This is a genomic window from Zetaproteobacteria bacterium (assembly GCA_003696765.1).
In the GTDB taxonomy this organism is placed as follows: Bacteria; Pseudomonadota; Zetaproteobacteria; order Mariprofundales; family J009; genus RFFX01.
Map to the genome: position 1 here is coordinate 40,259 of RFFX01000040.1, position 21,834 is coordinate 62,092.

Below are 21,834 nucleotides of genomic sequence, written 5' to 3' on the forward strand. Positions count from 1 at the left end.
AGCAATGACGGCTTCGCAAGAAGCCGGCAGCAGCGGCCAGGACGGCCGCGCAAATCCGGAGGTTGCGCATGCAAGCGACGGATTATGTAAGGCGATCGAAAACCGCGTTTTTCGATCGCCTTCAAGCAAAAAGTCCACGGACGGACTTTTTGCGATCCCATCAGCAATACGGTCCATGGAGGGACGGTTTGCGATTCGATCGAACATGCAGCCGTTCACCGTTCATGAGGGGTTGGTGGCGCCGATGGATCGGGCCAATGTCGATACCGACGCCATCATCCCCAAGCAGTTCCTCAAATCGATCCGCCGCAGCGGATACGGCGCCTATCTGTTCGACGAGTGGCGCTATCTCGATCAGGGCGAGCCGGGGATGGATTGCAGCAAACGGCCGAAGAATCCCGACTTTGTGCTCAATCAGCCGCGCTATCGGGGGGCGACGATCCTGTTGGCGCGGGAGAACTTCGGCTGCGGTTCGTCGCGCGAGCATGCGCCGTGGGCGCTGCTCGACTACGGCTTCCGCTGCATCATCGCTCCCTCCTTCGCCGATATCTTCTACGACAACTGCTGCAAGAACGGCATCCTGCCGCTGACCCAGCCGGCGGAGGTGGTCGACCGCCTCTTTGCCGAGTGCGCAGCGCAGGAGGGCTACCGGCTGCGGGTCGATCTGCCGGCCCAGCGGTTGACCCTCCCCGATGGAACGACCTTTGCCTTCGGGATCGATCCCTTCCGCAAGCGGCGGCTGGTCGAGGGGCTGGACGACATCGCTCTGACGCTGGAGCACGCCGATGAGATCCGTGCCTTCGAGCGGCGCCACTTCGCTGCCCATCCGTGGCTGGTGGAAGCCGCCGCTTGAGGTGGGCGGCGCGGGCGCTGCTGGCCCCGTTGTCGTTTGCTCTGTCGTCGCTCTGCGGCGCCGGCGTTGCCGAGGCGTTGGAGGCGGGCGCCGGCTTGCTCTGGTGGCAGTATGAGGAGATTGCCTCCGATACCCGCTACACGGGGGCCCCATTCCATTCGCGTGCGGAGCAGGTTGCGCTTCGACTGTGTGTCCAGGAGGGGGCCGTCGGCGACGATGGGTGGGGCTGGTCCAGCACCCTCTCCTCCATCGTGCCGCTATTGCGGGCGACCGAGCACTGGCCCCGTGCCGATTTTCTGCAGACCAACGATTTGCGCATCGGTCAACTGGACGGGCGGTTGACGTTGCGCCGGACGTTGCAGCAGGGGGAGGTCGGGCTGTTTGCCGCGGCGCGCTGGCAGCAGCAGGCGCGGGAACGGTTCCGGAAGAATGGTGCCCCGCTGCCCGATCCGTTGATCACCGAGACCATCCGCAGCCTCTGGGCCGGCCTGCTCTTCGCCTCCCGCCGGCTGGAGATCCGCGCGGCACTCCCCCTGTGGGTGCGGACCAGAAACTCGTCGATCCCCAATACGTTCCGCAACCGCCGCGGCTATCGGGCCGGCGCCTCGCTGCATCTCCCGCTGGCGCAGTGGCTGGCCATGCCGTTGCATCTGCGCGCCGCCTACCGGATTCAGCAGTTCGCCGGAGAGGCACAGACCACCGCCCTCTGGCCGAAGAACCGCTTCCAGACCCTCTCGCTCGCCGTGGAGGGGCGCTGGTGAGCGGGGAGTCCGGGCGGTTGCGGGAGGGGATGCGGTTTCGCCGCCATCTGCTGCTGCTCTCCCTCTTCGTGCTGCTGCTGGTCGGTGTGGTGGTGGTGGTGGACCGCTTCGACGGCGACGAGGAGGCGCGCACCAGCGCCCTGATCGACGCCACGGCCCGGGTGGATGCGGGGATCGCGCGGGAGATGATGGTGCAGCTCTTTAGCGGCGTGCGGGACGAGGCGGCGCTTCGTCGGCGCGTCCGCCGGCTCCGCGCCATGGTGGCGCGGCTGGAGCGGGGGCTGCGCGAGGATCTCGAGGAGGCCAGCGAGGGGATCTTCGCCGACGAGGAGATCGCCAGTGCCATCCGTCGCAGCCTGGCCGGGCTCGATACAGCGTTGGCCGGGCAGGAGCGGAGGGTCCGCCGTTTTCTCGCCATCCCGCTCGAGGAGGAGAAGCGGGCGCGTGCGGTGGTGATCGAGGAGGCGGCCGACGACCGGATCCCGGCAGCCCTCTCCCGCCTGCGCCGCGCCTACGAGCGCCATTACGCCGACGAGGCGCGGGTGCACGAGATCAGCAAGCGGGTGTTGATCGCCATGGTGGTGGCGCTGCTGATCTACCTGGTGGTGCTGCTCGTCGCCGCCGCCCGGCGCAACCGCTTCCTGCAGGGGGTGCTCGACGAGCGCAGCGCGCTGCAGGAGGGCAAGCGCCTGCTGCTGGCGGCGATGGGCTCCGCCCCCGACGGCATCCTGGTCTGCGATCGCGACGGCCGGGTGCGATACGCCAACGACGCACTGGCCGCGATGCACGGGGTGGCGGATCCGGAGGAGCTGGTCGGCCGTAGCGCCGCCGAGCTGCGCGGCGGCACCCCCGGCGACCCCCTCTATCGGGAGATGAGGGCGACGGTGGCGCAGGGGCGGGAGTGGCAGGGGGATTACCGTCTGGTCTCGGCCGACGGGGAGGAGCGGGTGATCGCCCGCACCATGTCGTGCGTCTCGCTCGACGGCCACGACTACCTGGTGGGGATCGATCGCGACGTCACCGAGGAGCGGGCGCGGGCCGAGCGGCTGGCGGCGACCCAGCGGCTGGAGAGCCTCGGCGTGCTGGCCGGAGGGATCGCGCACGACTTCAACAACATCCTGGCGGCGATCCAGGGGAATCTGGCGTTGGCCCTGCGCCACGCCGACGAGGATGGTGCAGGCTACATCCGCCGGGCGGTGCAGGGGGCCGAGCGGGCGGCCGACCTCTGCCGCCAGATGCTCGCCTACGCCGGCAAGGGGCGGTTCGTGGTCGAGCCGGTCGATCTGAGTGCGCTGGTGGGCGGGTTGAGCGAGCTGCTGGCGGTCTCGATCGACAAGCGGATCGACTTCGTCCAGTCCCTGGCCGACGATCTCCCTGCGATCGAGGGGGATCGGGCGCAACTGCAGCAGGTGGTGCTCAACCTGATCACCAACGCCAGCGAGGCGATCACCGGCGGTGCGCAGCCCCGCGAGGAGGGACGCATCACCATCGCCACCCGAGTGGAGGAGGTGGATGCGGAGCGGTTGTCTCAGGCGGTCACCGGGTCGGATCTGCCGCCGGGTCGCTATGTGGTGCTGGAGGTGGCCGACAACGGCTGTGGTATGGACGAGGAGACGCGGAAGCGGATCTTCGAGCCCTTCTTCACCACCAAGTTCACCGGCCGCGGTCTGGGGATGAGCGCCATCCGCGGCATCGTCCAGGGGCACCATGGAGCGCTGCTGCTGGAGAGCGCACCGGGGGAGGGGAGTACCTTCACCATCCTCTTCCCGCCGAGCGAGAGGGAGGCTGTGCCGGAGGAGCCGGTCGGGGATGAGGTGCAGCCGGAGGAGGCCGCCGGCGGGACGGTGCTGATCATCGATGACGAGGAGGTGGTGCGCGAGGTGGCCGCCGAGCTGCTCGGCGAGTGCGGCATCACCACCATCTGTGCGGCCGACGGTGTCGAAGGGGTGGCCTCGTTCCGCGCGCATGGCGACCGGATCGACGCCGTCTTGCTCGACATGACCATGCCCAACATGGACGGCAGCGAGTGTTTCCGGCAGCTGCGTGCCATCCGCGACGACGTTCCGGTGGTGGTGACCAGCGGCTACTCCGAGGAGGAGGTGCTGCGCAGCTTCGAGGAGGGTGCGTTGGCCGATTTCGTCCACAAGCCGTTCGATCCCGAGCGGTTGCAGCAGGTGATGCGCCGTGTCGCCGCCGCCCGCCGGCGGGTTGGAGAGGGGTAGGCGGTGGATCGTCTGATCATCGAGGGGGGACGGCCGCTGCACGGCAGCATCGAGGCCAGCGGCGCCAAGAACGCCGCCCTGCCGCTGCTGGCCGCATCGATCCTGGTCGACGGTGTGGTCAGCTACCACCGCGTTCCCCATCTGCGCGACGTCGCCACCATGATGTCGCTGCTGGTCCATCAGGGGGCCAAGGTGGCGGTGGACGACCGCAACTGCCTCCATGTCGACAGCCGCTCCGCCATCCTGCCGGAGGCGCCGTACGAGCTGGTCAAGACGATGCGCGCCTCCGCGCTGGTGCTCGGTCCGTTGCTGGCCCGCTTCGGCAAGGCGCGGGTCAGCCTGCCCGGTGGCTGCGCCATCGGCGCCCGGCCGATCGACATGCATCTCAAAGGGCTGGAGGCGATGGGGGCGGCGATCACCGTCGAACACGGCTACGTCAGCGCCAGCGCCCCCTACGGGCTGACCGGCGCACGCATCTGCTTCGACCGGGTGACGGTCACCGGTACCGAGAACCTGATGATGGCGGCGGTGCTGGCCGACGGTGAGACGGTGCTGGAGAACGCCTCGCGTGAGCCGGAGGTGGAGAACCTGGCGGTGGCGCTGCGCTCGCTTGGCGCCGACATCTCCGGGGAGGGGAGCGGCACGGTGACCGTCCGCGGGGTCGACGCCCTGCGCGGCGGGGCGGTCACCGTCATCCCCGACAGGATCGAGACCGCCACCTATCTGGCGGCCGGCCTGATCACCGGCGGGGACGTGCGGGTGACCAATACCGACGCCGGGGCGCTGGAGGCCTTCCTCTCCCACCTGCGCGAGGCCGGCGCAACCGTCGAGGTGCAAGGCAACGCCATCCGCTGTTACGCCCGGCGGCGGCTGCGCGGCACCGATGTGCGCACCATGCCCCATCCCGGCTTCCCCACCGATCTGCAGGCGCAGTTCATGGCTCTGATGACGCTGGCCGAGGGGACGAGCACCATTCGGGAGACCATCTTCGAGAACCGCTTCATGCACGTGCAGGAGCTGGTGCGCCTCGGCGCGGACATCCAGCTTAGCGGCAACACCGCGGTGGTGCGCGGGGTGGAGTACCTCTCGGCGGCGCCGGTGATGGCCACCGACCTGCGCGCCTCGGCCTCACTGGTGCTGGCCGCCCTGGCCGCGGAGGGGACGACGGAGATCAGCCGCATCTACCACATCGATCGCGGCTACGAGCGGATCGAGGAGAAGCTGGAGCGGTTGGGCGCGGCGGTGGAGCGGCGCAGCGGCGCCAACCGGATGTTGACGGGAGAGGAGTTTGGCTGATTCCACACCCATCCGCATCGCGCTGCCCAAGGGGCGGCTGCTGGGGCAGGTGGTGCCGTTGCTCGAAGCGGCGGGGCTGGCCCCCGACGGAGAGGGGATCCGCAGCCGCAGGTTGATCCTCCCCGGGCCGGAGGGGTACTGCTTCCTCATCATCCGGGCGGCCGACGTCTGCACCTTCGTCGCCCGCGGAGCCGCCGATCTGGGCATCGTCGGCCGTGACCTGCTGCTCGAGAGCGACCCCGATCTCCATCAGCCGCTCGATCTGGGGATCGGCCGCTGCCGGCTCTGCGTGGCGGTGCCCGAGCATGGCGGGGATCCGCTGGCCCGGCCTCCTGGCAGCGTGGTACGTGTGGCGACCAAGTACGACCGGCTGGCAGCCGGCTTCTTCATGCAGCGCGGCCTGCAGGCGGAGATCATCCACCTCTACGGCTCGATGGAGCTGGCGCCGCTGGTCGGGATGGCCGACTGCATCGTCGATCTGGTCGAGACCGGCTCCACGCTGCGGGCCAACGGCCTGGTCGAGCGGGCGACGCTGTTCGAGATCTCCAGCCGGCTGGTGGTCAATCCGGTCAGTGCGGTGCTGCGGCGGGCGGAGATCGAGCCGGTTATCGACCGTCTGCGCCGATGCGTGGAGCAATGGTGACGGCTTCGCAGGAAGCCGTCAGCGCGGCCATGGGTGGTCGCGAAATCCGGAGGCTGCAGAGGCAAGCGACGGATTTAGTAGGGGGATCGAAGAGCGCGCACTTCGATCCCCGTCAAGCAAAAGTCCACGGGCGGACTCTTTGCGATTCGATCAACGCTGACGGGCAACTTTCGTAAGGATAGGCGTGTGGCGATGCAGACGAGCTGGAAGATGCGACGACTGGCATGGGGAGAGGCCGACTTCGACGAGCGGCTGCAGGCGTTGCTGGCCCGTGGGGGCGATAGCGACAGCGGGGCGGAGGTGGAGCGGCAGGTCGGCGACATCATCGCACAGGTGCGGCGAGAGGGCGACGCCGCCCTCTGCCGGCTGACCGAGCGTTTCGACCGCTGGCCCTGCACGCCCGAGGCGATGGTGATCGATCGCGCGCGGATGGAGCAGGCGTGGAGGCGGATCTCCGGGGAGGATCGGCAGGCGCTCTCCATGGCCGCCGAGCGGCTGCGTGCCTTCCATGAGCAGCAGGCCGCGCGCGAGCGGTCGTGGAGCTACCGCGACGCGGCGGGCATGGAGCTGGGCCAGCGGGTGACGCCGCTCGACCGGGTGGGGCTCTATGTGCCGGGGGGGACGGCGGCCTATCCCAGCTCGGTGCTGATGAACGCCATCCCGGCGAGGGTCGCCGGGGTGGGGGATCTGGTCATGGTGGTGCCTACTCCCGACGGTGTGGTCAACGAGCTGGTGTTGGCCGCCGCCTTCATCGGCGGGGTGGGGCGCGGTTTCGCCGTCGGCGGGGCGCAGGCGGTGGCTGCGCTCGCCTTCGGTACCGAGTCGGTGCCGGCGGTGGACAAGATCGTCGGCCCGGGCAACCGGTTCGTCGCCGCCGCCAAGCGGCAGGTCTTCGGCGTCTGTGGTATCGACATGATCGCCGGGCCGTCCGAGATCGTGGTGGTGGCCGATGGCGGTGATCCGTGCTGGCTGGCGGCCGATCTGCTCTCCCAGGCCGAGCACGACGCCGCAGCGCAGGCCGTTCTGATCAGCGACGACGCCGACCTGCTCGATCGGGTCGAGGCGGAGATCGCTCGCCAGCTGGCCGCGCTCCCTCGGGCGGAGATCGCCCGCGCCTCGCTGGAGGCGCACGGCGCGCTGATCGCGCTGGAGGATCTGTCGCAGGCGGCGGAGGTGGTCAACCGCATCGCGCCGGAACACCTGGAACTGGTGCTGGCGCAGCCCGATGCGCTGCTGGCGCGTATCCGCCACGCCGGCGCCGTCTTCATCGGACACCATGTGCCCGAGGCGCTGGGGGATTATGTCGCCGGCCCCAACCATGTGCTGCCGACCAACCGTACCGCGCGTTTCTCCTCGCCGCTCGGGGTGTATGATTTCCAGAAGCGCAGCAGCATCATTCGCGGGAGCGCCGATGCGCTGGCCGCGATCGGGCCGGCGGCGGCCCACATTGCCCACCGTGAGGGGCTGGATGCCCATGCGCGGACGATCGAACTGCGGCTGGAGCGTCGTGTCCAATGATTCGTAAAGATATCCGGATGCTGGAGCCCTATCGCGTCGAGGATGCCACCGGGCTGATCAAGCTCGATGCGATGGAGAATCCCTATCCCATGCCGCGGGCGCTGCACGAGGGGTGGCAGCAGCTGCTCGCCCGCACCGAGGTGCACCGCTATCCCGACGCCGACATGGCGGGCCTGCGCGCGCAGATCGCCGAGCTCGACGGCGTGGATCCGGCGCAGATCCTGCTCGGCAACGGCTCCGACGAGCTGATCCAGATGATCCTGATGGCCGCCGATCCCGGTGCCTGCGCCATTCCCTCCCCCACCTTCTCCATGTACGAGCTGATCTCCCGTTGGCTTCGGCGGCCGGTGGTCACCGTCGCGCTCGATGCCCATTTCGAGCTGAGCGCGCAGAAGCTGCTGCGCACCAGCGGTCGGGAGAAGGCGGCGGTGATCTTTCTCGCCTGTCCCAACAACCCCACCGGCAACCTCTGGCCGATGGAGGAGGTGGAGGCGGTGGCGCGCGGCTTCAACGGGCTGGTGGTGATCGACGAGGCCTACCGCCCCTTCACCGACCGCACCCATCTGTCGCTGATCGCGCCCAATGTGGTCATCCTGCGCACCTTCTCCAAGATGGGGTGGGCCGGATTGCGGCTGGGCTACGCCATCGGCGATCCCGACACCATCGCCCAGCTCAACAAGGTGCGGCTGCCCTACAACATCAACGCGCTCACCCAGGCGTCGGCCTCCTTCCTGCTGCGCCACGGCGAGCTCTTCGCCGCGCAATGCCGGCGCATCGTCGAGGAGCGCGAGCGGGTGGCTGGGATCCTCGAGGGGATCAACGGCATCACCCTCTTCCCCTCGCAGACCAACTTCCTGCTCATTCGCGTGGCCGACGCCGAGCGCACCTTCTCCTTCCTCAAGTCGAGCGGGATTCTGGTCCGGAATCTGCACCAGCCCAACGGGCCGCTCGCCGGTTGCCTGCGGCTGACCATCGGCACGCCGGAAGAGAACGACGCGCTGATCCGGGCGCTGATGCAGGCGGTCTGACCGGACGGGGGTGTGATGGTTTCGCGAGAACCCATCATCGCGGCGTCGGCGTGCCGCGTAAAACCGAAGCTTGCGAATGCAAGCGACGGCTTTGGAAGGGAATCAAAGAGCGCGCTCTTCGATTCTCGTCAAGCAAAAGGTCCATGGACGGACGTTTTGCGATTCGATCCGAGATGATTCGACAATCACGCAGCGCCACGATCGAACGCGCCACCAAAGAGACCCGCATCACGCTGTCGCTCGATCTCGATGGCACGGGCAGCAGCAGCATCGACAGCTCGATCCCATTCCTCGACCACATGCTGGAGCAGATCAGCCGCCACGGGTTGATCGACCTGACCCTGCAGGCGCGCGGGGATCGTGAGATCGACGACCACCACACGGTCGAGGATATCGGCATCTGCCTCGGCGAGGCGTTGCACGATGCGCTGGGCGACAAGACGGGGATCGTTCGTTACGGCCACGCTTTCGTACCGCTGGACGAGGCCCTCTCCCGGGTGGTGCTCGATCTCTCCGGTCGGCCGGGGCTGCACTACCAGGTGGTGTTTCCCCGTCCCAAGGTGGGGGATTTCGACACCGAGCTGTTCCGCGAGTTCTTCCAGGCGGTGGTCAACCACGGCCGGTTGACCCTCCATATCGATGCCCTGCGCGGGGAGAACAACCACCACATCATCGAGACCGTCTTCAAGGCCTTCGGCCGGGCGTTGCGCATGGCGGTGGCACCCGATCCGCGGCAGCAGGGGATCCCGTCGACCAAGGGGGCGCTGTGACCGTGGCGGCGTTCAAGTACACTGGCGAAACGAACGGAGGTATGATGGTTTCGCAAGCAGCCATCATACGCGACCAGGACGGTCGCGCAAATCCGGAGGTTGCTCTTGCAACCGATGGATTTGTAAGGCAATCGAAGACCGCGCTCTTCGATTGCCGCCGAGCAAAAAGTCCATGGACGGACTTTTTGCGGTGTGATCAGGAGTGGCGATGAAGGTCAACAATGCGAACCTTGCAGCGCTGAGCAACATCACGGTCCAGCAGGAGGTTTCGGCCAACAATGTCGCCAACCTGCTGACCCGGGGCTATCGGGCTGCGCGGGCGCTGCAGCAGGGGGACCGGGTGACGGTCAGCCCGGAGATGCGCGCCGCGATCCAGCGCAACGAAGCGGCCAGCAGCGCCGCTCCGTCGCCCAGCGATGCCGCGACCGAGCAGGTCCGTATGCGGCGCAATGAGGCGGCTTATACCGCCAACCTCAATGCCATCAAGACCCGCGATGCCCTCTACAAGGCGCTGGATGATTTGAACAAGGGGTGAACTGAAAGCTACTTCCGCTGCCAGCGGGTGCCGTCGGGCGTGTCCTTCAGCACGATGCCCATCGCTGTGAGCTGGTCGCGCAGCCGGTCGGCGGTGGCGAAGTCCCGTGCCGAACGCGCCCGGTCGCGCGCCGCGATCAACCGCTCGATCTCCGCCGTCTCCTCCGCATCGCCCCGCTGGAACCAGGAGGTCGGATCCTGTTGCACCAGCCCGAGCAGGCCGGCCATTGCGACGAAGGCGCCGCCGTCGGCCGAGGCATCCTCCCCCCGGTCGAGGGCGCGGTTGATGCGGTGGGCGGCCTCGAACAGCACGGCCAGCGCCTCCGGGGTGTTGAAGTCGTCATTCATCGCAGCGCGGAAGGGCTCGGGCAGCGCCCCGGGCGGGCAGTCGCCCAGGCGGGCGCGGGTTTCGTAGAGCCGGTCGAGCCAGGATTCGGTCTGCTCCAACGCCCGATCGGAGAAGTCGAGCGGCGAGCGGTAGTGGCTGGCGACGATGAAGGCGCGGACCACCTCGGGATGGAAGCGCCCGGTCACCTCACGGATGGTGAAGAAGTTGCCCAGCGATTTGGACATCTTCTCGCTGTTGATGTTGACGAAGCCGTTGTGCAGCCAGTAGCGGGCGAATCCGCCGCCGGTGGCGGCGCATGCCTGGGCGATCTCGTTCTCGTGGTGGGGGAAGCGCAGATCCATGCCGCCGCCGTGGATGTCGAAGGTATCGCCCAGATGGGCGCAGCTCATCGCCGAGCACTCGATGTGCCACCCCGGCCGCCCCTCGCCCCACGGTGAGGGCCAGGAGGGCTCCCCCGGCTTGGCCATCTTCCACAACACGAAGTCGAGCGGGTCGCGTTTGTTCGTGTCCACCTCCACCCGGCTGCCCGCCTCCAGCTCGTCGATCCGCTTGCCGGAGAGCGCGCCGTAGTCGGGGAAGCTGCGCACCGAGTAGAGCACATCGCCCGAGTCGGCGACATAGGCGTGGCCGCGCGCAAACAGCGCCTCGATCATGGCGATGATCTCCGCCATGTGGGCGGTGGCGCGCGGCTCACGGGACGGGCGCAGGCAGCCGAGCGCGTCGATGTCCTGATGGAAGGCATCGATCATGCGGCGGGTGAGTTGGGCCATCGGCTCCCCCGAGGCGTTGGCCCGGGCGATGATCTTGTCGTCGATGTCGGTGAAGTTGCGCACGAAATCGACCTGGTAGCCGAGCGCGCGCAGCCAGCGGACGATCAGGTCGAAGGCGACCATCACCCGGGCGTGGCCGATGTGGCAGTAGTCGTAGACGGTGACGCCGCACAGATAGAGGCCGACGCGGCCGGGGTGAAGCGGCACGAAGCGCTCCTTGCGCCGGCTGCGCGTGTTGTAGAGCAGGAGGGAATCGGCCATGGCGCCGATGCTAGGGAGGGGGTGGGAGGATGAACACCGCCCCCGGCAGGGGCGCGTTTGGACGGCGCCCGGCGATGGCGCTATCCTGAGCGGATGGAGATCGACGAGGAGGTTGCCGCCACCCGCTACTGGCGGGAGCTGGCCCGGCGCGCCGGGCTCGATCGTTCGGCGATGGCCGGCAGGCAGGAGGAGTCGCCGCTGGTCGCCGGTATGGCACCGCCCGCGCCGGCGCCGGCCGACTCCGTGGCCGAGGCGCAGCGCCATCTGCGGCGCCATTTCGCCTGGGCCATGTGCCACATCATCTGGTGGGAGCTGGCCCTGCACGGGGAGATCGCGCGCTCCTGGCGGGCGATCAGCGATCTCGCCGATGCGTTGCTGACAGCGGCGCTGACCGCGGCCGAGGCGCTGCTCGCCCCCCGCTTCGGCCGGCCGGAGCAGGGTCGCTTCGCGCTGATCGCGCTGGGCAAGCTCGGCGGCCGCGAGCTCAACCTCGCCTCCGATATCGATCTGATGATGGTCTGGGACGGCGAGGGAGAGACCCGGGGTGGGCGGCGCGTATGCGCCCTGGCCGACTACTACGCGCAGCTGGCACGCATGGTCATCCGGCTGATCGATGAGCAGACCGAGGACGGCGCCATCTGGCCGGTGGACATGCGGCTGCGGCCGGGCGGGGCGGCGGCGCCGATCGTGCTCTCGCTCACGGCCACCCTCGACCACTACCACAACTACGGCCAGACATGGGAGCGGGCCATGCTCTCCAAGGCGCGCTTCGTCGCCGGCGACCGGGCGCTGGGCGAGGAGCTGTGCGCAGGCCTTGTTCCATTCATCTATCTGCGCCATCTCGACTATACGCTGGTCCATGCGCTGGCGGCGATGAAGCGGCGCATCGACCGTCAGGCCGGTGTGGGGGCGCCGGGGCCGGGCTTCGATGTCAAGCGCGGTCGGGGCGGGATCCGCGAGATCGAGTTCATGGTCCAGTCGCGGCAGCTGCTCTTCGGCGGTCGCCGGCCGGAGATCCGTGCGCGCGGCACGATCGAGGCGCTGGCCGCGCTCGATCGGGCGGGGCTGATCGCTGCCGGGGAGGCGGAAGGGCTGGCCTGCGCCTACCGCTTCTGGCGCCGGGTGGAGCACGCCGTGCAGGCGCGTCGCGGCGAGCAGACCCAGCGGCTGCCCGACGACTACCGCCGCTGGCTGGCTCGGGCGCTGGCCATCGACGATCCGCACGACACCGCCTGCCGCCATGCATCGTGGGTTCACGCCCTCTTCGTCCGTCACATGGAGCAGATGGACGACGATGCGCAGGGGGTCGACTGGCTGGAGCAGCGCCCGCCGCCGCTGCCCGAAGGGCTCGATGCGGAGGCGGGCGTGCGCATCACCCGGGCGCTCGATGCGATCGCCGGTCAGTTGCGGCGCGGCCTGTTGCCCGAGCGCAGCACCGACCAGGTGCGCCGTATCCTGCAGCGGGCCATGCCCGCCTGGCTCGACGACGCCAACGGGGTGACGGCGCTCGAATCGTTTGCCGAGCTGCTGCGCGCCATCGCAGGCAGAGCCACCTGGATCGACCTGCTCGCCACCCACGAGGGGACGCGCGACTGGCTGATCGGGGTGCTGGCTGCAAGCCGCTACATCGCCGGCGCGATCGTGCGCAATCCGTCGTGGCTGGAGTGGCCGCTGGCCTGCGAGCAGGGCGACGGCGACATCGACCGGATCCGCCACGCGCTGGCCGCGATCACCCCGGAGCAGGGCGAGGCGGCGCTGGCCGAGCTTGGGCGGCAGGTCGACCGCGCCCGGCTGCACTGCGCGCTGGCCGTGGATGCCCACAGCGCGGATGCCGATCGGATCGGCCGCTGGCTGTCCGGTGTCGCCGACGAGGCGGCGCGGGCGGCACTGCGGCTGGCCTGCGCCCGGATGGGGCTGCCCGACGACTTTCCGCTGGTGCTGCTGGCCATGGGCAAGCACGGCAGCCGGGAGATGGGGCTGGGCTCCGACCTCGACATGGTCTTCGTGCTGGTGGCAGACGGCGAGGAGCGGATGGGGATGCTGGAGCAGGCGCAGCGGCTCGGGCGGCGGGTGATCGGCATCCTCACCGCCGCGCCCCCCTTCGGCGCCGGCTACGCCTTCGACGCCCGGCTGCGCCCCTCCGGCGGCAGCGGTGTGCTGGTCACTACGCTGGCGGGATTCGCCGACTACCAGCGCCACCACGCCGCGGTCTGGGAGCACCAGGCCCTCTGCCGCGCCCGGGCTCTGGCCCCCAACGGGGAGGCGGCGGCGCGGGTGATGCAGGTGGTGGAGGAGGTGCTGGCCCTGCCGCGCGACCGGCGCCGGCTGGCGGACGAGGTGGTGGCGATGCGGGCGAAGATGGTGCGCCACCTGGCCAGCCGCGACGATCGGGTGGTCAACCTCAAGCAGGATCCCGGCGGCATGGTCGATATCGAGTTCCTCGCCCAGTATGCGCGCCTGGCTTTCGGCACCGGCGGCTGTTCGGTCGCCGCAATGCTGGAGGGGGATTCGGCGCGGTTGCCCGATCCGTGGCGGCGCGAGGCGGCGATGCTGACCGCCGCCCACCGGCGCTACCGGACGGCCGATCTGCTGCTGCGGGTGGAACTCTCCTGTGCGATCACCACACTTGCGTGGGATCCGGCGCGGCCCGAGTGGGAGACGCTGCGCCGCCACGGGGTGTTCGACGGGCCGGAGGAGCTGCGGCGGACGATGACGGCGGTGCGGCGGGCGTTCGAGCTGCTGTTGTCGGAGGCGGGCGGCTCCTCCGGCCGGGAGGAGGGTACCGTGGGTGGATCGCCCGCTGCTGCGCACGAGGCCATGGAGGGTCTCGTCGCGCCGGAACACCATGCTGCAGACCGCTGAAGGAACCATCGGAGGGAAGCACTTCCGGCCGCTCGACCACGATTTGGCCAGGCTGCGCGACCTGATCCTGGTGATGGGCGGCTGGGTGGAGCGGGCGATCCGCGACGCCATCCGCGCCCTGATCGAGTGCGACGAGGAGCTTGCCCGGCTGACCATCGAGCGCGACGGCGAGATCAACCGCATGGAGATCGAGACCGACACCTTCGCCCGCACCACCATCATCCGCCGCCAGCCGGTGGGCAGCGATCTGCGGGCCATCACCGGGGCGCTCAAGATCGTCACCGACCTGGAGCGGATCGGCGACCGCGCGGCGGAGATCTGTCGCCAGAGCCTCGAGATGGAGGTGCGCACGCGCAAGTTCGAGAACTACCTCGAGGTGATGGCCGACCATGTGCGACGGCAGGTGACCCAGGCGCTCGACGCCTACTCCAGCCGCGACCACCGCCGCGCGCTGACCGTGATCGACCTCGACAAGCATGTCGATACCCTCTGCCGCAACTACGAGCGCAACATGCTCACCGTGATCATGGAGGATCAGCGGCTGATCACGCCGGCGTTGGCGCTGATGAATGTGGCGCAGGCGCTGGAGCGCATCTCCGACCACGCCACCAACATCTGCGAGATGGTGATCTACATCCATCTCGGCCACGACATCCGCCATGTCAGCCAGGAGGAGGCGTTGAAGATGCTCGATCTGAAGGAGGGGGAGTGGAGCCCGCCGACCAGCTGGTAGGAGGGGTCGGGGGCTGACCGGGCCGGCCGCGGCGGCCCGAGATGGGTTCGGTCCGGATGGGAGTCGGCCGGAAGGAGAGTCGGCCGGAAGGAGAGAGTCAGAAGGGGCGCACCACCACCAACACCACCGCCAGGATCAGCCCGAGCGTCGGCAGTTCGTTGTAGATGCGGAAGAAGCGCTCGCTGTGGGGCGGTGCGCCCCGGGCGAAGCCGGTCGTCATCCGACCGCAGTGCAGATGGAAGACGATCAGCCCCAGCACCACCGCCATCTTGGCGTGGAACCAGCCCGCATCCACCAGCCACGCCCAGTTCATCGACGCCATGGTGGCGCCGCAGATCAGGGTGATCACCATCGCAGGCCACATGATGAAGCGGTGGAGCCTGCGTTCCATGATGCAGAACTGCTCGTGCAACACCCCTTCGGGGTGGCGGCTGTGGTAGACGAAGAGGCGCGGCAGATAGAAGAGGCCGGCGAACCAGGCCACCAGCGCGATGATGTGCAGCGCCTTGATCCAGAGATACATATTGTTCGACCGCAAAACGTCCGTCCGTGGACGTTTTGCTTGACGGGGATCGAAGAGCGCGGTCTTCGATCCCCTTACAAATCCGTCGGTTGCATCTGCCACCTCCGGATTTGCGCGGCCGTCCATGGCCGCGATGCTGGTTTCTTGCGAAGCCAGCATCGATTCGACCGCAAAACGTCCGTCCGTGGACGTTTTGGCTTCACGGGGATCGAAGAGCGCGGTCTTAGATCCCCTTACAAATCCGTCGGTTGCGTCTGCAACCTCCGGATTCGCGCGGCCGTCCTGGTCGCGATGTCGGCTCCGCAGGCGGCCGTCATGGATGCAGTTCGGCCATGATGAAGCGCGAGCCGAAGTAGGCGAGCAGCATGGTGAGGTAGGTGCCGATCACCAGGTAGCTCGAGGTCTTGTTGCGCCACGATCCCCGGCGGTGCGCCAACGCGATGATCAGCAACAGGATCCATGCGAGGAAGGAGAGCAGTACCTTGTGGCTGAGCAGGGCGAAGTGCCCCCATGCCACCCACTGCCAGCTCAGGCCGGTGAGGATGCCCGCCCCCAGCAGCCACAGCGCACCGCGTACCTGGGCGAACATGTGCCGTTCGATGTCGGTCAACGGCGGCATGGCACGGATGAGCGGATGGATCCGTTTCGCTTTCAGCGCCCGGTCGAGCAGTAGATGCATCACCGCATGGAGCGCCGACAGGGTCGCCACCGCATAGGCGCTCATCGACAGCGCCAGGTGGCTGGCCTCCAGCCAGGAGTCGGTCTCCAGCCAGCTTCCCCGGTGGCCGGTGGGGAGCAGCGGCGTCAGGATCAGGGCGAGGCCGGTCACCGGCAGCAGGATCATGCCCAGCCCGTGGATGCCATGGCGCAGCAGCCCGATCAGGTAGATCAACTGCACCAGGAATGAGGCGCTGGCCGCGGCATCGATCAGGGTGAAACGAATGCCGAGCGGGCTGCTCGGTGCGGCTCCGATCGCCCCGATCAGGGTGAAGAAGAGCGAGATCGAAACACAGGTGGCGATCAGCGGCTGCGGCTCTTTGGTCGGCAAGGGACGATCGAGCGCGCGGGCCCAGAGCAGCCATGCGGCGACCAGCGAGACGGCGCCGGCCAGCGGGAAGAGGATCAGGGTGGCGGACATCGGTCGCGATGATCGCGGATCGCGCAACCGGCATCAAGGATGACGGCTTCGCAAGAAGGTGGCATCCGCGGCGTTGGCGTGCCGCGCAAATCAAGAGCTTGCGAAGCAAGCGATCGATTTGTAGGGCAATCGAAGAGCGCGCTCTTCGATTGCCTTCAAGCAAAACGTCCATGGACGGACGTTTTGCGATTCGATTGAGAATACTCCCCTCACAAAAAGAGCATCAGGGATCGTATGGCCGGTTCAACGTCCTGCCGACAGCCGGCGCAGTTCGACCACCGCGCCGAAGAGGGCGAGATCGGCGCGCAGCGTCTGCCGTTCCGCCCGGCGGGGCAGCTCGGCCAGCCGGCGGCAGCCGTCGAGCAGCGCTTCGCCGCGTGCGAAATCGAGCCTGGAAATCCGCCGGCAGGCGGCCTCGACCGCCAGCTCGACCACCAGTTGCAGTGCCGCCGCGTTCCACTTCCCTCCGCTCAGGCGGCGCGCCTCGGCGAGGTCACAGCGGGGGAGGTCTTCGAGCAGCCGCTCCCACTGCTGCAACGACCGGCACCACCCCTCATCCCGCAGCAGCGCCACCCGTCCCGGTCTGCCGCGGGCCAGCCGCAGGGCCAGCGGCAGGGCTGCCTCCGCGATCCCCATGCGCTGCAGCACCTGCCGACACTCCTCTTCGCCGAGGGCGTGGCACGGCTGCAGCAGACAGCGGGAACGGATGGTGGCCGGCAACCGGTTCGGTTCGCCACAGACCAGGAGGATCGCCGCCCCCTCCTGCGGCTCTTCCAGCCCCTTGAGCAGGGCGTTGGCCGCCGACCGGTTCATCGTTTCGGCATCATCGATGATCAGCACCCGTCGGCTGCTCTCATGACCGGTGAGGCTGAGGAAGGCGAGCGCTTCCCGTACCGCCTCCACCGGAAGGTCGCGCTTGCCCTCCGGGCGCTGCAACAGCCGGAGGTCAGGATGGGTTCCGGCGTGCACCAGTCGACAGCTGTGGCACGCGCCGCATGGGGGGGCGGCGCCGCGGCAGAGGAAGGCGGAGGCCGCCTCTCGGGCGAGCAACGCCTTGCCGATGCCCGAGGGGCCGTAGAGGAGCCAGGCGTGGTGGCCTCCTTCCCGCGCACCCAGCCCGTTGCACAGCGTGTCGCGCACCGCCGTGTGGCCGACGATCTCCCACGCTGTCGGCAAGGGCTAGTCTCCTGCGATCAGCGGCCGGAGCAGCCGCTCCACCCGTGCCGCCACTTCGTCGATGGTGCCCCCGGCATCGACGCGGCGGATCCGTTCGGGATGGCGTCGGTGCAGCTCGGCGAACGCACGATGGACCGCCCGGTGGAAGGCGAGCGCCTCCCGGTCGATCCTCCCCTCCCGGTCGATCCTCCCTTCTCCGGCGGCGCCGCGAGCGGCGATGCGCGCCATCGCCTCTTCCGGCGCCAGGTCGAACCAGAGCGTGCAGCCGGGGGAGATCCCCTGCTCGGCATAGCGCACCAGTGCGGCGGCCTCCTCGATCCGGCCCAGGCGCCGGGCGGCCAGCTGGTAGGCGAGGGTGGAGTCGCTGTAGCGGTCGCACAGCACCCAGGCGCCCCGCTCGAGCGCCGGCGCGATGACGGTGGCGACATGCTCGGCCCGGTCGGCGAGGAAGAGCAGCAGCTCACAGGGGGGGGTGGGGTGGAAGGCGTCGTCCAGCAGCAGCCGGCGGATCTCCCGCCCGACGGGGGATCCGCCCGGTTCGCGGGTGGTGCATACCGGAAGGTCATGGGCGCGCAGCAGCGCCGCCGCCCGGGCCATCTGGGTGCTCTTGCCGCATCCGTCGCCCCCCTCGAATGTGATGAAGCGGGGATGGCCGCCGCTCAGCAGGATGGCTCCGTGGGCGGGGGGGCGGCTGCCGTCACAGCAGCTCCAGCAGGCATTCGTCCGGGTTGACGTTGTCGCCCACGGCGACATGGATGGCGCCCACCGTGCCGGCGACCGGGGCATGGACCGGGTTCTCCATCTTCATCGCCTCCACCACCAAGACCACATCGCCGGCGGCGACCGTGTCGCCCTCGGAGACGTGGATGGCGGTGATGCGGCCGGGCATCGGCGAGGTGACGTGGTTGTCGGAGGTCGCCTTGGGCCGCCTCGACCCCTTGCCGGCGTGGGCGGTGTCGAGATGGCCGTCGCGCATCGGTACCACCTCGGTCAGCGTCTCGACCATCACCTCTTCCAGCATGTTGTCCACCCGGACGTAGAAGGGGCGCACCGTTCCGCCGGCGTGGCCGGTGCCTTCGATCTTGATGTGGTACTCCTCGCCATGGATGGTGATGTTGAACTCGGTCGGCGCCAGCCGTTCGCCGCCCGGAACCGGAGCGGCGGGCTCCTCCTGCGGTGCGTCGAGGGGTTCCGGCTGCAGGGTGCCGGCGGCCCGCGCCTCGAAGAACTCGAGGGCGACGGCGGGGAAGAGGGCGTAGGTCAGGGTGTCCTCGATCGAGGTGGCCTTGTCGCCGATCTCGCGGGTCAGGGTGTCGAGCTCCGGCTGGAGCAGATCGGCCGGGCGCACGTTGATCGGCTCCTCGTCGCCCAGCGCCAGCCGCCGTACACGCTCGTCGATCTCACCGGGGGCGCGGCCGTACATCCCCTTGAGGTAGGCCTTGGTCTCGTTGGTGATGATCGAGTACTGCTTGCCGGAGAGGACGTTGAGCACCGCCTGGGTGCCGACGATCTGGCTGGTGGGGGTGACCAGGGGGGGATAGCCGAAGTCCTTGCGTACGCGGGGGACCTCGTCGAGCACCGCGTCCATCTTGTCGAGCGCGTCCTGCTCGCGCAGCTGATTGGCCAGGTTGGAGATCATGCCTCCGGGTATCTGGTTGATGAAGACCCGGGTGTCGACCCCGGTGAAGTCCGATTCGAATCGTGCGTATTTCTTGCGCACCTCACGGAAGTAGGCGGCGATCGACTGCAGCCGCTCCAGATCGAGGCCGGTGTCGTATTCGCCGCCGGCGAAGGCGGCGACCATCGCCTCGGTCGGTGGATGGGAGGTCCCTCCGGCCAGCGGCGAGATGGCGGTGTCGATGATGTCGCAGCCGGCGTGGACCGCCTCCCACTGCACCATCTCGGCGAGGCCGGCGGTTGCGTGGACGTGAAGGTGGAGCGGCACCGAGACCGCCTGTTTGAGGGCGCGGATCAGGCGGCGGGCGGCCTCCGGGGTGAGCAGCCCGGCCATGTCCTTGATGGCGATGGTGTCGCAGCCGAGCTCCTCCAGTCGCCGTCCCATCTCGACGAACCGCTCCAGCGTGTGGACCGGGCTGGTGGTGTAGCAGATCGCCCCTTCGGCATGCTTGCCGTTGGCCTTCACCTGCTCGATCGCCACCCGCACGTTGCGCAGGTCGTTCATGGCGTCGAAGATGCGGAAGACGTCGACCCCGTTGGCCGCCGACATGTCGACGAACTTGCGCACCACGTCGTCGGCGTAGTGGCGGTAGCCGAGCAGGTTCTGACCGCGCAGCAGCATCTGCAGCGGGGTGTTGGGCATCGCCTTCTTCAGTTCGCGCAGCCGAACCCACGGCCCCTCCTTGAGGTAGCGCAGGCAGGTGTCGAAGGTGGCGCCGCCCCACGCCTCGATCGACCAGTAGCCGACCGCGTCGAGTTCGGCGCAGATCGGCAGCATGTCTTCCAGCCGCATGCGGGTGGCGAGCAGCGACTGGTGGCCGTCGCGCAGGGCCAGTTCGGTGATGGCGAGTCGTCTGGTCGTGGTGGGCATGAGCACTCCTCCGGCCGTGTGGCTGGGGTTACAGTCCGAGATGGGTGGCGACGGCCACGGCGACGGCGGCGGCGATGTCCTCGCGGCGTTCGTAGGGCTGATAGTCGAGCAGCTCGGGGTGCTGCTCCATGAAGCCTGTGTCGAAGTCTCCGGCGGCGAAGGCGTCGGAGGCGACGATGTTGCGGTAGAGCGGCAGGGTGGTCTTCAACCCGCGGATGTCGTACTCCTCCAGTGCACGGAGCGCCCGCCGGACCGTCTGCCGCCAGTCCCGCCCCCAGACGGTGAGCTTGGCGCACATCGAGTCGTAGTGGGGCGGGATGGTGTAGCCGGCGTAGACACAGCCGTCGACCCGCACTCCGGGGCCGCCGGCCGAGTGGTAGCGGGTGATCAGCCCGGGATCGGGGAAGAAGTCGTTCTTCGGATCCTCGGCGTTGATGCGGAACTCGATGGCACAGCCGCGGTAGTCGATCTCCTCCTGGCTGTAGCCCAGCGGTTCGCCGCTGGCGATGCGGATCTGCTCGGAGACGATGTCGATGCCGGTGATCGCCTCGGTGATGGTGTGCTCCACCTGCAGGCGGGTGTTCATCTCCATGAAGTAGAAGTTGTGGTCACCATCGACCAGAAACTCGACGGTGCCGGCGTTGACGTAGTCGACCGCCCGGGCGGCGCGCACCGCCACCGCACCCATGGCCGCGCGCTGCTCGTCGCTGAGGAAGTTGGATGGGGCCAGCTCGATCAGCTTCTGGTTGCGTCGCTGGATGGAGCAGTCGCGGTCGAAGAGGTGGACCACGTTGCCATGGCTGTCGGCGAGCACCTGGAACTCGATGTGGCGCGGGGCGACGATGCACTTCTCCATGAACAGCTCGTCGCTGCCGAAGGCCGCCTTGGCTTCGCGGCCGGTGATGGCGAAGTTCTCGCGCAGTTGCTCCTCATCGTCGCAGCGGCGGATGCCGCGCCCGCCACCCCCGGCGGCCGCCTTGAGCATCACCGGGTAGCCCATGGCATCGGCCAGCGCCAGCGCGTGGTCGAGGTCGCGCAGGGCTCCGTCCGATCCGGGAATGACCGGAATGCCGGCGGCGATCATGGTGGCGCGCGCCCGGGTCTTGTTGCCCATATTGGCGATCGCCTCCGGGCCGGGTCCGATGTAGGTCAGCCCCGCTTCCTCTACCCGGCGGGCGAACTCGGCGTTCTCCGACAGGAAGCCGTAGCCGGGGTGGACGGCATCGCACCCGGTCTTGACGGCGATGTCGATGATTCGATGGATGTTGAGGTAGCTCTTGACCGGGTCGGGGCCGATGAGCACCGCCTGGTCGGCCTTCTTGACATGCAGGGCGTGGGTGTCGGCCTCGGAGAAGATGGCCACGGTCTCGATGCCCAGCTCCCGGCATGAGCGCTGGATGCGGACGGCGCATTCGCCTCGGTTGGCGATCAGGATGCGGTGGAACAATCCTCCTCCCGGGGTGGAGATTCCTGCCACGGTGGGACGGGCGGTTCGGTGGAGCACCCACGAGGACAGGGTGGGGCATGATACCATGCCCCCGCGCGCCGCTCAATGGTGATCAAACCGCAAAACGTCCGTCCGTGGACTTTTTGCTTGACGGCGATCGAAGAACGCGCTCTTCGACCCCCTTACGAATGCACCGATTGCATGCGCAATCCCCTGTTTTGTACAACCGGACGGGATGGCACGTATTGGGAGTACGGGGCGGACCGGTGCAGCATGGTGGGTCCCCTTCGCGGTTGGGGGTGCGCTTCTAATGCACCCGGCGCCACAGGATGCGCTCGAAGCCGACCGAGACCACGGCGAAGCTGCACAGCTTCATCGCCGCGCCGTATTTGGCCTGCAGGC

At 68.5% G+C, this 21,834-nt stretch carries 18 protein-coding genes; 11 read left to right on the plus strand and 7 right to left on the minus strand.

Annotation, left to right across the window (positions count from 1 at the left end; genetic code table 11):
• Positions 1 to 205: 205 nt before the first annotated feature.
• The 9 genes from leuD (at position 206) to D6682_04235 (ending at position 9,626) form a co-directional block, all read left to right on the plus strand.
• Entirely contained in the window at positions 206 to 853 is a 648-nt protein-coding gene (leuD, locus tag D6682_04195) for a 3-isopropylmalate dehydratase small subunit (GenBank protein ID RMH51592.1), read from the plus strand.
• Between the two features lie 260 nt (positions 854 to 1,113).
• Positions 1,114 to 1,614 (plus strand): hypothetical protein, encoded by a 501-nt coding sequence (locus D6682_04200; GenBank protein ID RMH51593.1) that lies wholly within the window; start codon positions 1,114 to 1,116, stop codon positions 1,612 to 1,614.
• Positions 1,611 to 3,836 (plus strand): PAS domain-containing sensor histidine kinase, encoded by a 2,226-nt coding sequence (locus D6682_04205; GenBank protein ID RMH51594.1) that lies wholly within the window; start codon positions 1,611 to 1,613, stop codon positions 3,834 to 3,836. The genes D6682_04200 and D6682_04205 overlap by 4 nt, the downstream gene beginning before the upstream one ends.
• Before the next feature lie 3 nt (positions 3,837 to 3,839).
• Entirely contained in the window at positions 3,840 to 5,132 is a 1,293-nt protein-coding gene (gene murA / locus D6682_04210; GenBank protein ID RMH51595.1) for a UDP-N-acetylglucosamine 1-carboxyvinyltransferase, read from the plus strand.
• The gene (locus tag D6682_04215) at positions 5,125 to 5,775 is read left to right on the plus strand and encodes an ATP phosphoribosyltransferase (GenBank protein RMH51596.1); all 651 of its coding nucleotides are present in this window, start codon (positions 5,125 to 5,127) and stop codon (positions 5,773 to 5,775) included. The genes murA and D6682_04215 overlap by 8 nt, the downstream gene beginning before the upstream one ends.
• 192 nt (positions 5,776 to 5,967) lie before the next feature.
• Positions 5,968 to 7,293 (plus strand): histidinol dehydrogenase, encoded by a 1,326-nt coding sequence (hisD, locus tag D6682_04220; protein RMH51612.1) that lies wholly within the window; start codon positions 5,968 to 5,970, stop codon positions 7,291 to 7,293.
• On the plus strand, positions 7,290 to 8,321 hold the full coding sequence (locus D6682_04225; protein RMH51597.1) for a histidinol-phosphate transaminase: 1,032 nt from the start codon (positions 7,290 to 7,292) through the stop codon (positions 8,319 to 8,321). The genes hisD and D6682_04225 overlap by 4 nt, the downstream gene beginning before the upstream one ends.
• A 173-nt stretch (positions 8,322 to 8,494) precedes the next feature.
• Entirely contained in the window at positions 8,495 to 9,091 is a 597-nt protein-coding gene (hisB, locus tag D6682_04230) for an imidazoleglycerol-phosphate dehydratase HisB (GenBank protein RMH51598.1), read from the plus strand.
• Positions 9,092 to 9,293: 202 nt separating this feature from the next.
• Positions 9,294 to 9,626 carry a hypothetical protein gene (locus D6682_04235; GenBank protein RMH51599.1) on the plus strand — a complete coding sequence of 111 codons (333 nt, stop codon included), beginning with the start codon at positions 9,294 to 9,296 and terminating at the stop codon, positions 9,624 to 9,626.
• A gap of 8 nt (positions 9,627 to 9,634) precedes the next feature.
• Here the strand turns inward: D6682_04235 and D6682_04240 are convergent, their stop codons facing one another.
• Positions 9,635 to 11,005: a cysteine--tRNA ligase gene (locus tag D6682_04240; GenBank protein ID RMH51600.1), complete on the minus strand. Its 1,371-nt coding sequence runs from the start codon at positions 11,003 to 11,005 to the stop codon at positions 9,635 to 9,637.
• Between the two features lie 93 nt (positions 11,006 to 11,098).
• Between D6682_04240 and D6682_04245 the strand changes: the two genes are divergently transcribed.
• Positions 11,099 to 13,867, plus strand: a complete 2,769-nt coding sequence (locus tag D6682_04245) for a bifunctional [glutamate--ammonia ligase]-adenylyl-L-tyrosine phosphorylase/[glutamate--ammonia-ligase] adenylyltransferase (protein RMH51601.1) — start codon at positions 11,099 to 11,101, stop codon at positions 13,865 to 13,867.
• Complete coding sequence (gene phoU / locus D6682_04250; protein RMH51602.1) at positions 13,851 to 14,600, plus strand: phosphate transport system regulatory protein PhoU; 750 nt, start codon at positions 13,851 to 13,853, stop codon at positions 14,598 to 14,600. The genes D6682_04245 and phoU overlap by 17 nt, the downstream gene beginning before the upstream one ends.
• Before the next feature lie 97 nt (positions 14,601 to 14,697).
• Here phoU and hemJ read toward each other — a convergent pair whose 3' ends face one another.
• The 6 genes from hemJ to D6682_04280 form a co-directional block, all read right to left on the minus strand.
• Positions 14,698 to 15,123, minus strand: a complete 426-nt coding sequence (hemJ, locus tag D6682_04255) for a protoporphyrinogen oxidase HemJ (protein RMH51603.1) — start codon at positions 15,121 to 15,123, stop codon at positions 14,698 to 14,700.
• A 313-nt stretch (positions 15,124 to 15,436) separates the two neighbouring features.
• Positions 15,437 to 16,261, minus strand: a complete 825-nt coding sequence (locus D6682_04260; GenBank protein ID RMH51604.1) for a hypothetical protein — start codon at positions 16,259 to 16,261, stop codon at positions 15,437 to 15,439.
• A gap of 243 nt (positions 16,262 to 16,504) precedes the next feature.
• Entirely contained in the window at positions 16,505 to 17,437 is a 933-nt protein-coding gene (gene holB / locus D6682_04265; GenBank protein ID RMH51605.1) for a DNA polymerase III subunit delta', read from the minus strand.
• 3 nt (positions 17,438 to 17,440) lie between these two features.
• The gene (gene tmk / locus D6682_04270) at positions 17,441 to 18,190 is read right to left on the minus strand and encodes a dTMP kinase (protein RMH51606.1); all 750 of its coding nucleotides are present in this window, start codon (positions 18,188 to 18,190) and stop codon (positions 17,441 to 17,443) included.
• The gene (oadA, locus tag D6682_04275) at positions 18,135 to 19,985 is read right to left on the minus strand and encodes an oxaloacetate decarboxylase subunit alpha (protein RMH51613.1); all 1,851 of its coding nucleotides are present in this window, start codon (positions 19,983 to 19,985) and stop codon (positions 18,135 to 18,137) included. The genes tmk and oadA overlap by 56 nt, the downstream gene beginning before the upstream one ends.
• 28 nt (positions 19,986 to 20,013) lie before the next feature.
• On the minus strand, positions 20,014 to 21,432 hold the full coding sequence (locus D6682_04280) for an acetyl-CoA carboxylase biotin carboxylase subunit (protein RMH51607.1): 1,419 nt from the start codon (positions 21,430 to 21,432) through the stop codon (positions 20,014 to 20,016).
• Positions 21,433 to 21,834 lie beyond the last annotated feature (402 nt).

Coding starts and splice junctions, on each gene's coding strand:
- leuD (RMH51592.1), top strand. CDS start 206: ATGCAGCCGTTCACCGTTCATGAGGGGTTGGTGGCGCCGATGGATCGG.
- hisD (RMH51612.1), top strand. CDS start 5,968: ATGCAGACGAGCTGGAAGATGCGACGACTGGCATGGGGAGAGGCCGAC.
- D6682_04225 (RMH51597.1), top strand. CDS start 7,290: ATGATTCGTAAAGATATCCGGATGCTGGAGCCCTATCGCGTCGAGGAT.
- hisB (RMH51598.1), top strand. CDS start 8,495: ATGATTCGACAATCACGCAGCGCCACGATCGAACGCGCCACCAAAGAG.
- D6682_04240 (RMH51600.1), bottom strand. CDS start 11,005: ATGGCCGATTCCCTCCTGCTCTACAACACGCGCAGCCGGCGCAAGGAG.
- D6682_04245 (RMH51601.1), top strand. CDS start 11,099: ATGGAGATCGACGAGGAGGTTGCCGCCACCCGCTACTGGCGGGAGCTG.
- phoU (RMH51602.1), top strand. CDS start 13,851: ATGCTGCAGACCGCTGAAGGAACCATCGGAGGGAAGCACTTCCGGCCG.
- hemJ (RMH51603.1), bottom strand. CDS start 15,123: ATGTATCTCTGGATCAAGGCGCTGCACATCATCGCGCTGGTGGCCTGG.
- D6682_04260 (RMH51604.1), bottom strand. CDS start 16,261: ATGTCCGCCACCCTGATCCTCTTCCCGCTGGCCGGCGCCGTCTCGCTG.
- tmk (RMH51606.1), bottom strand. CDS start 18,190: ATGTCGCCGTGGGCGACAACGTCAACCCGGACGAATGCCTGCTGGAGC.
- oadA (RMH51613.1), bottom strand. CDS start 19,985: ATGCCCACCACGACCAGACGACTCGCCATCACCGAACTGGCCCTGCGC.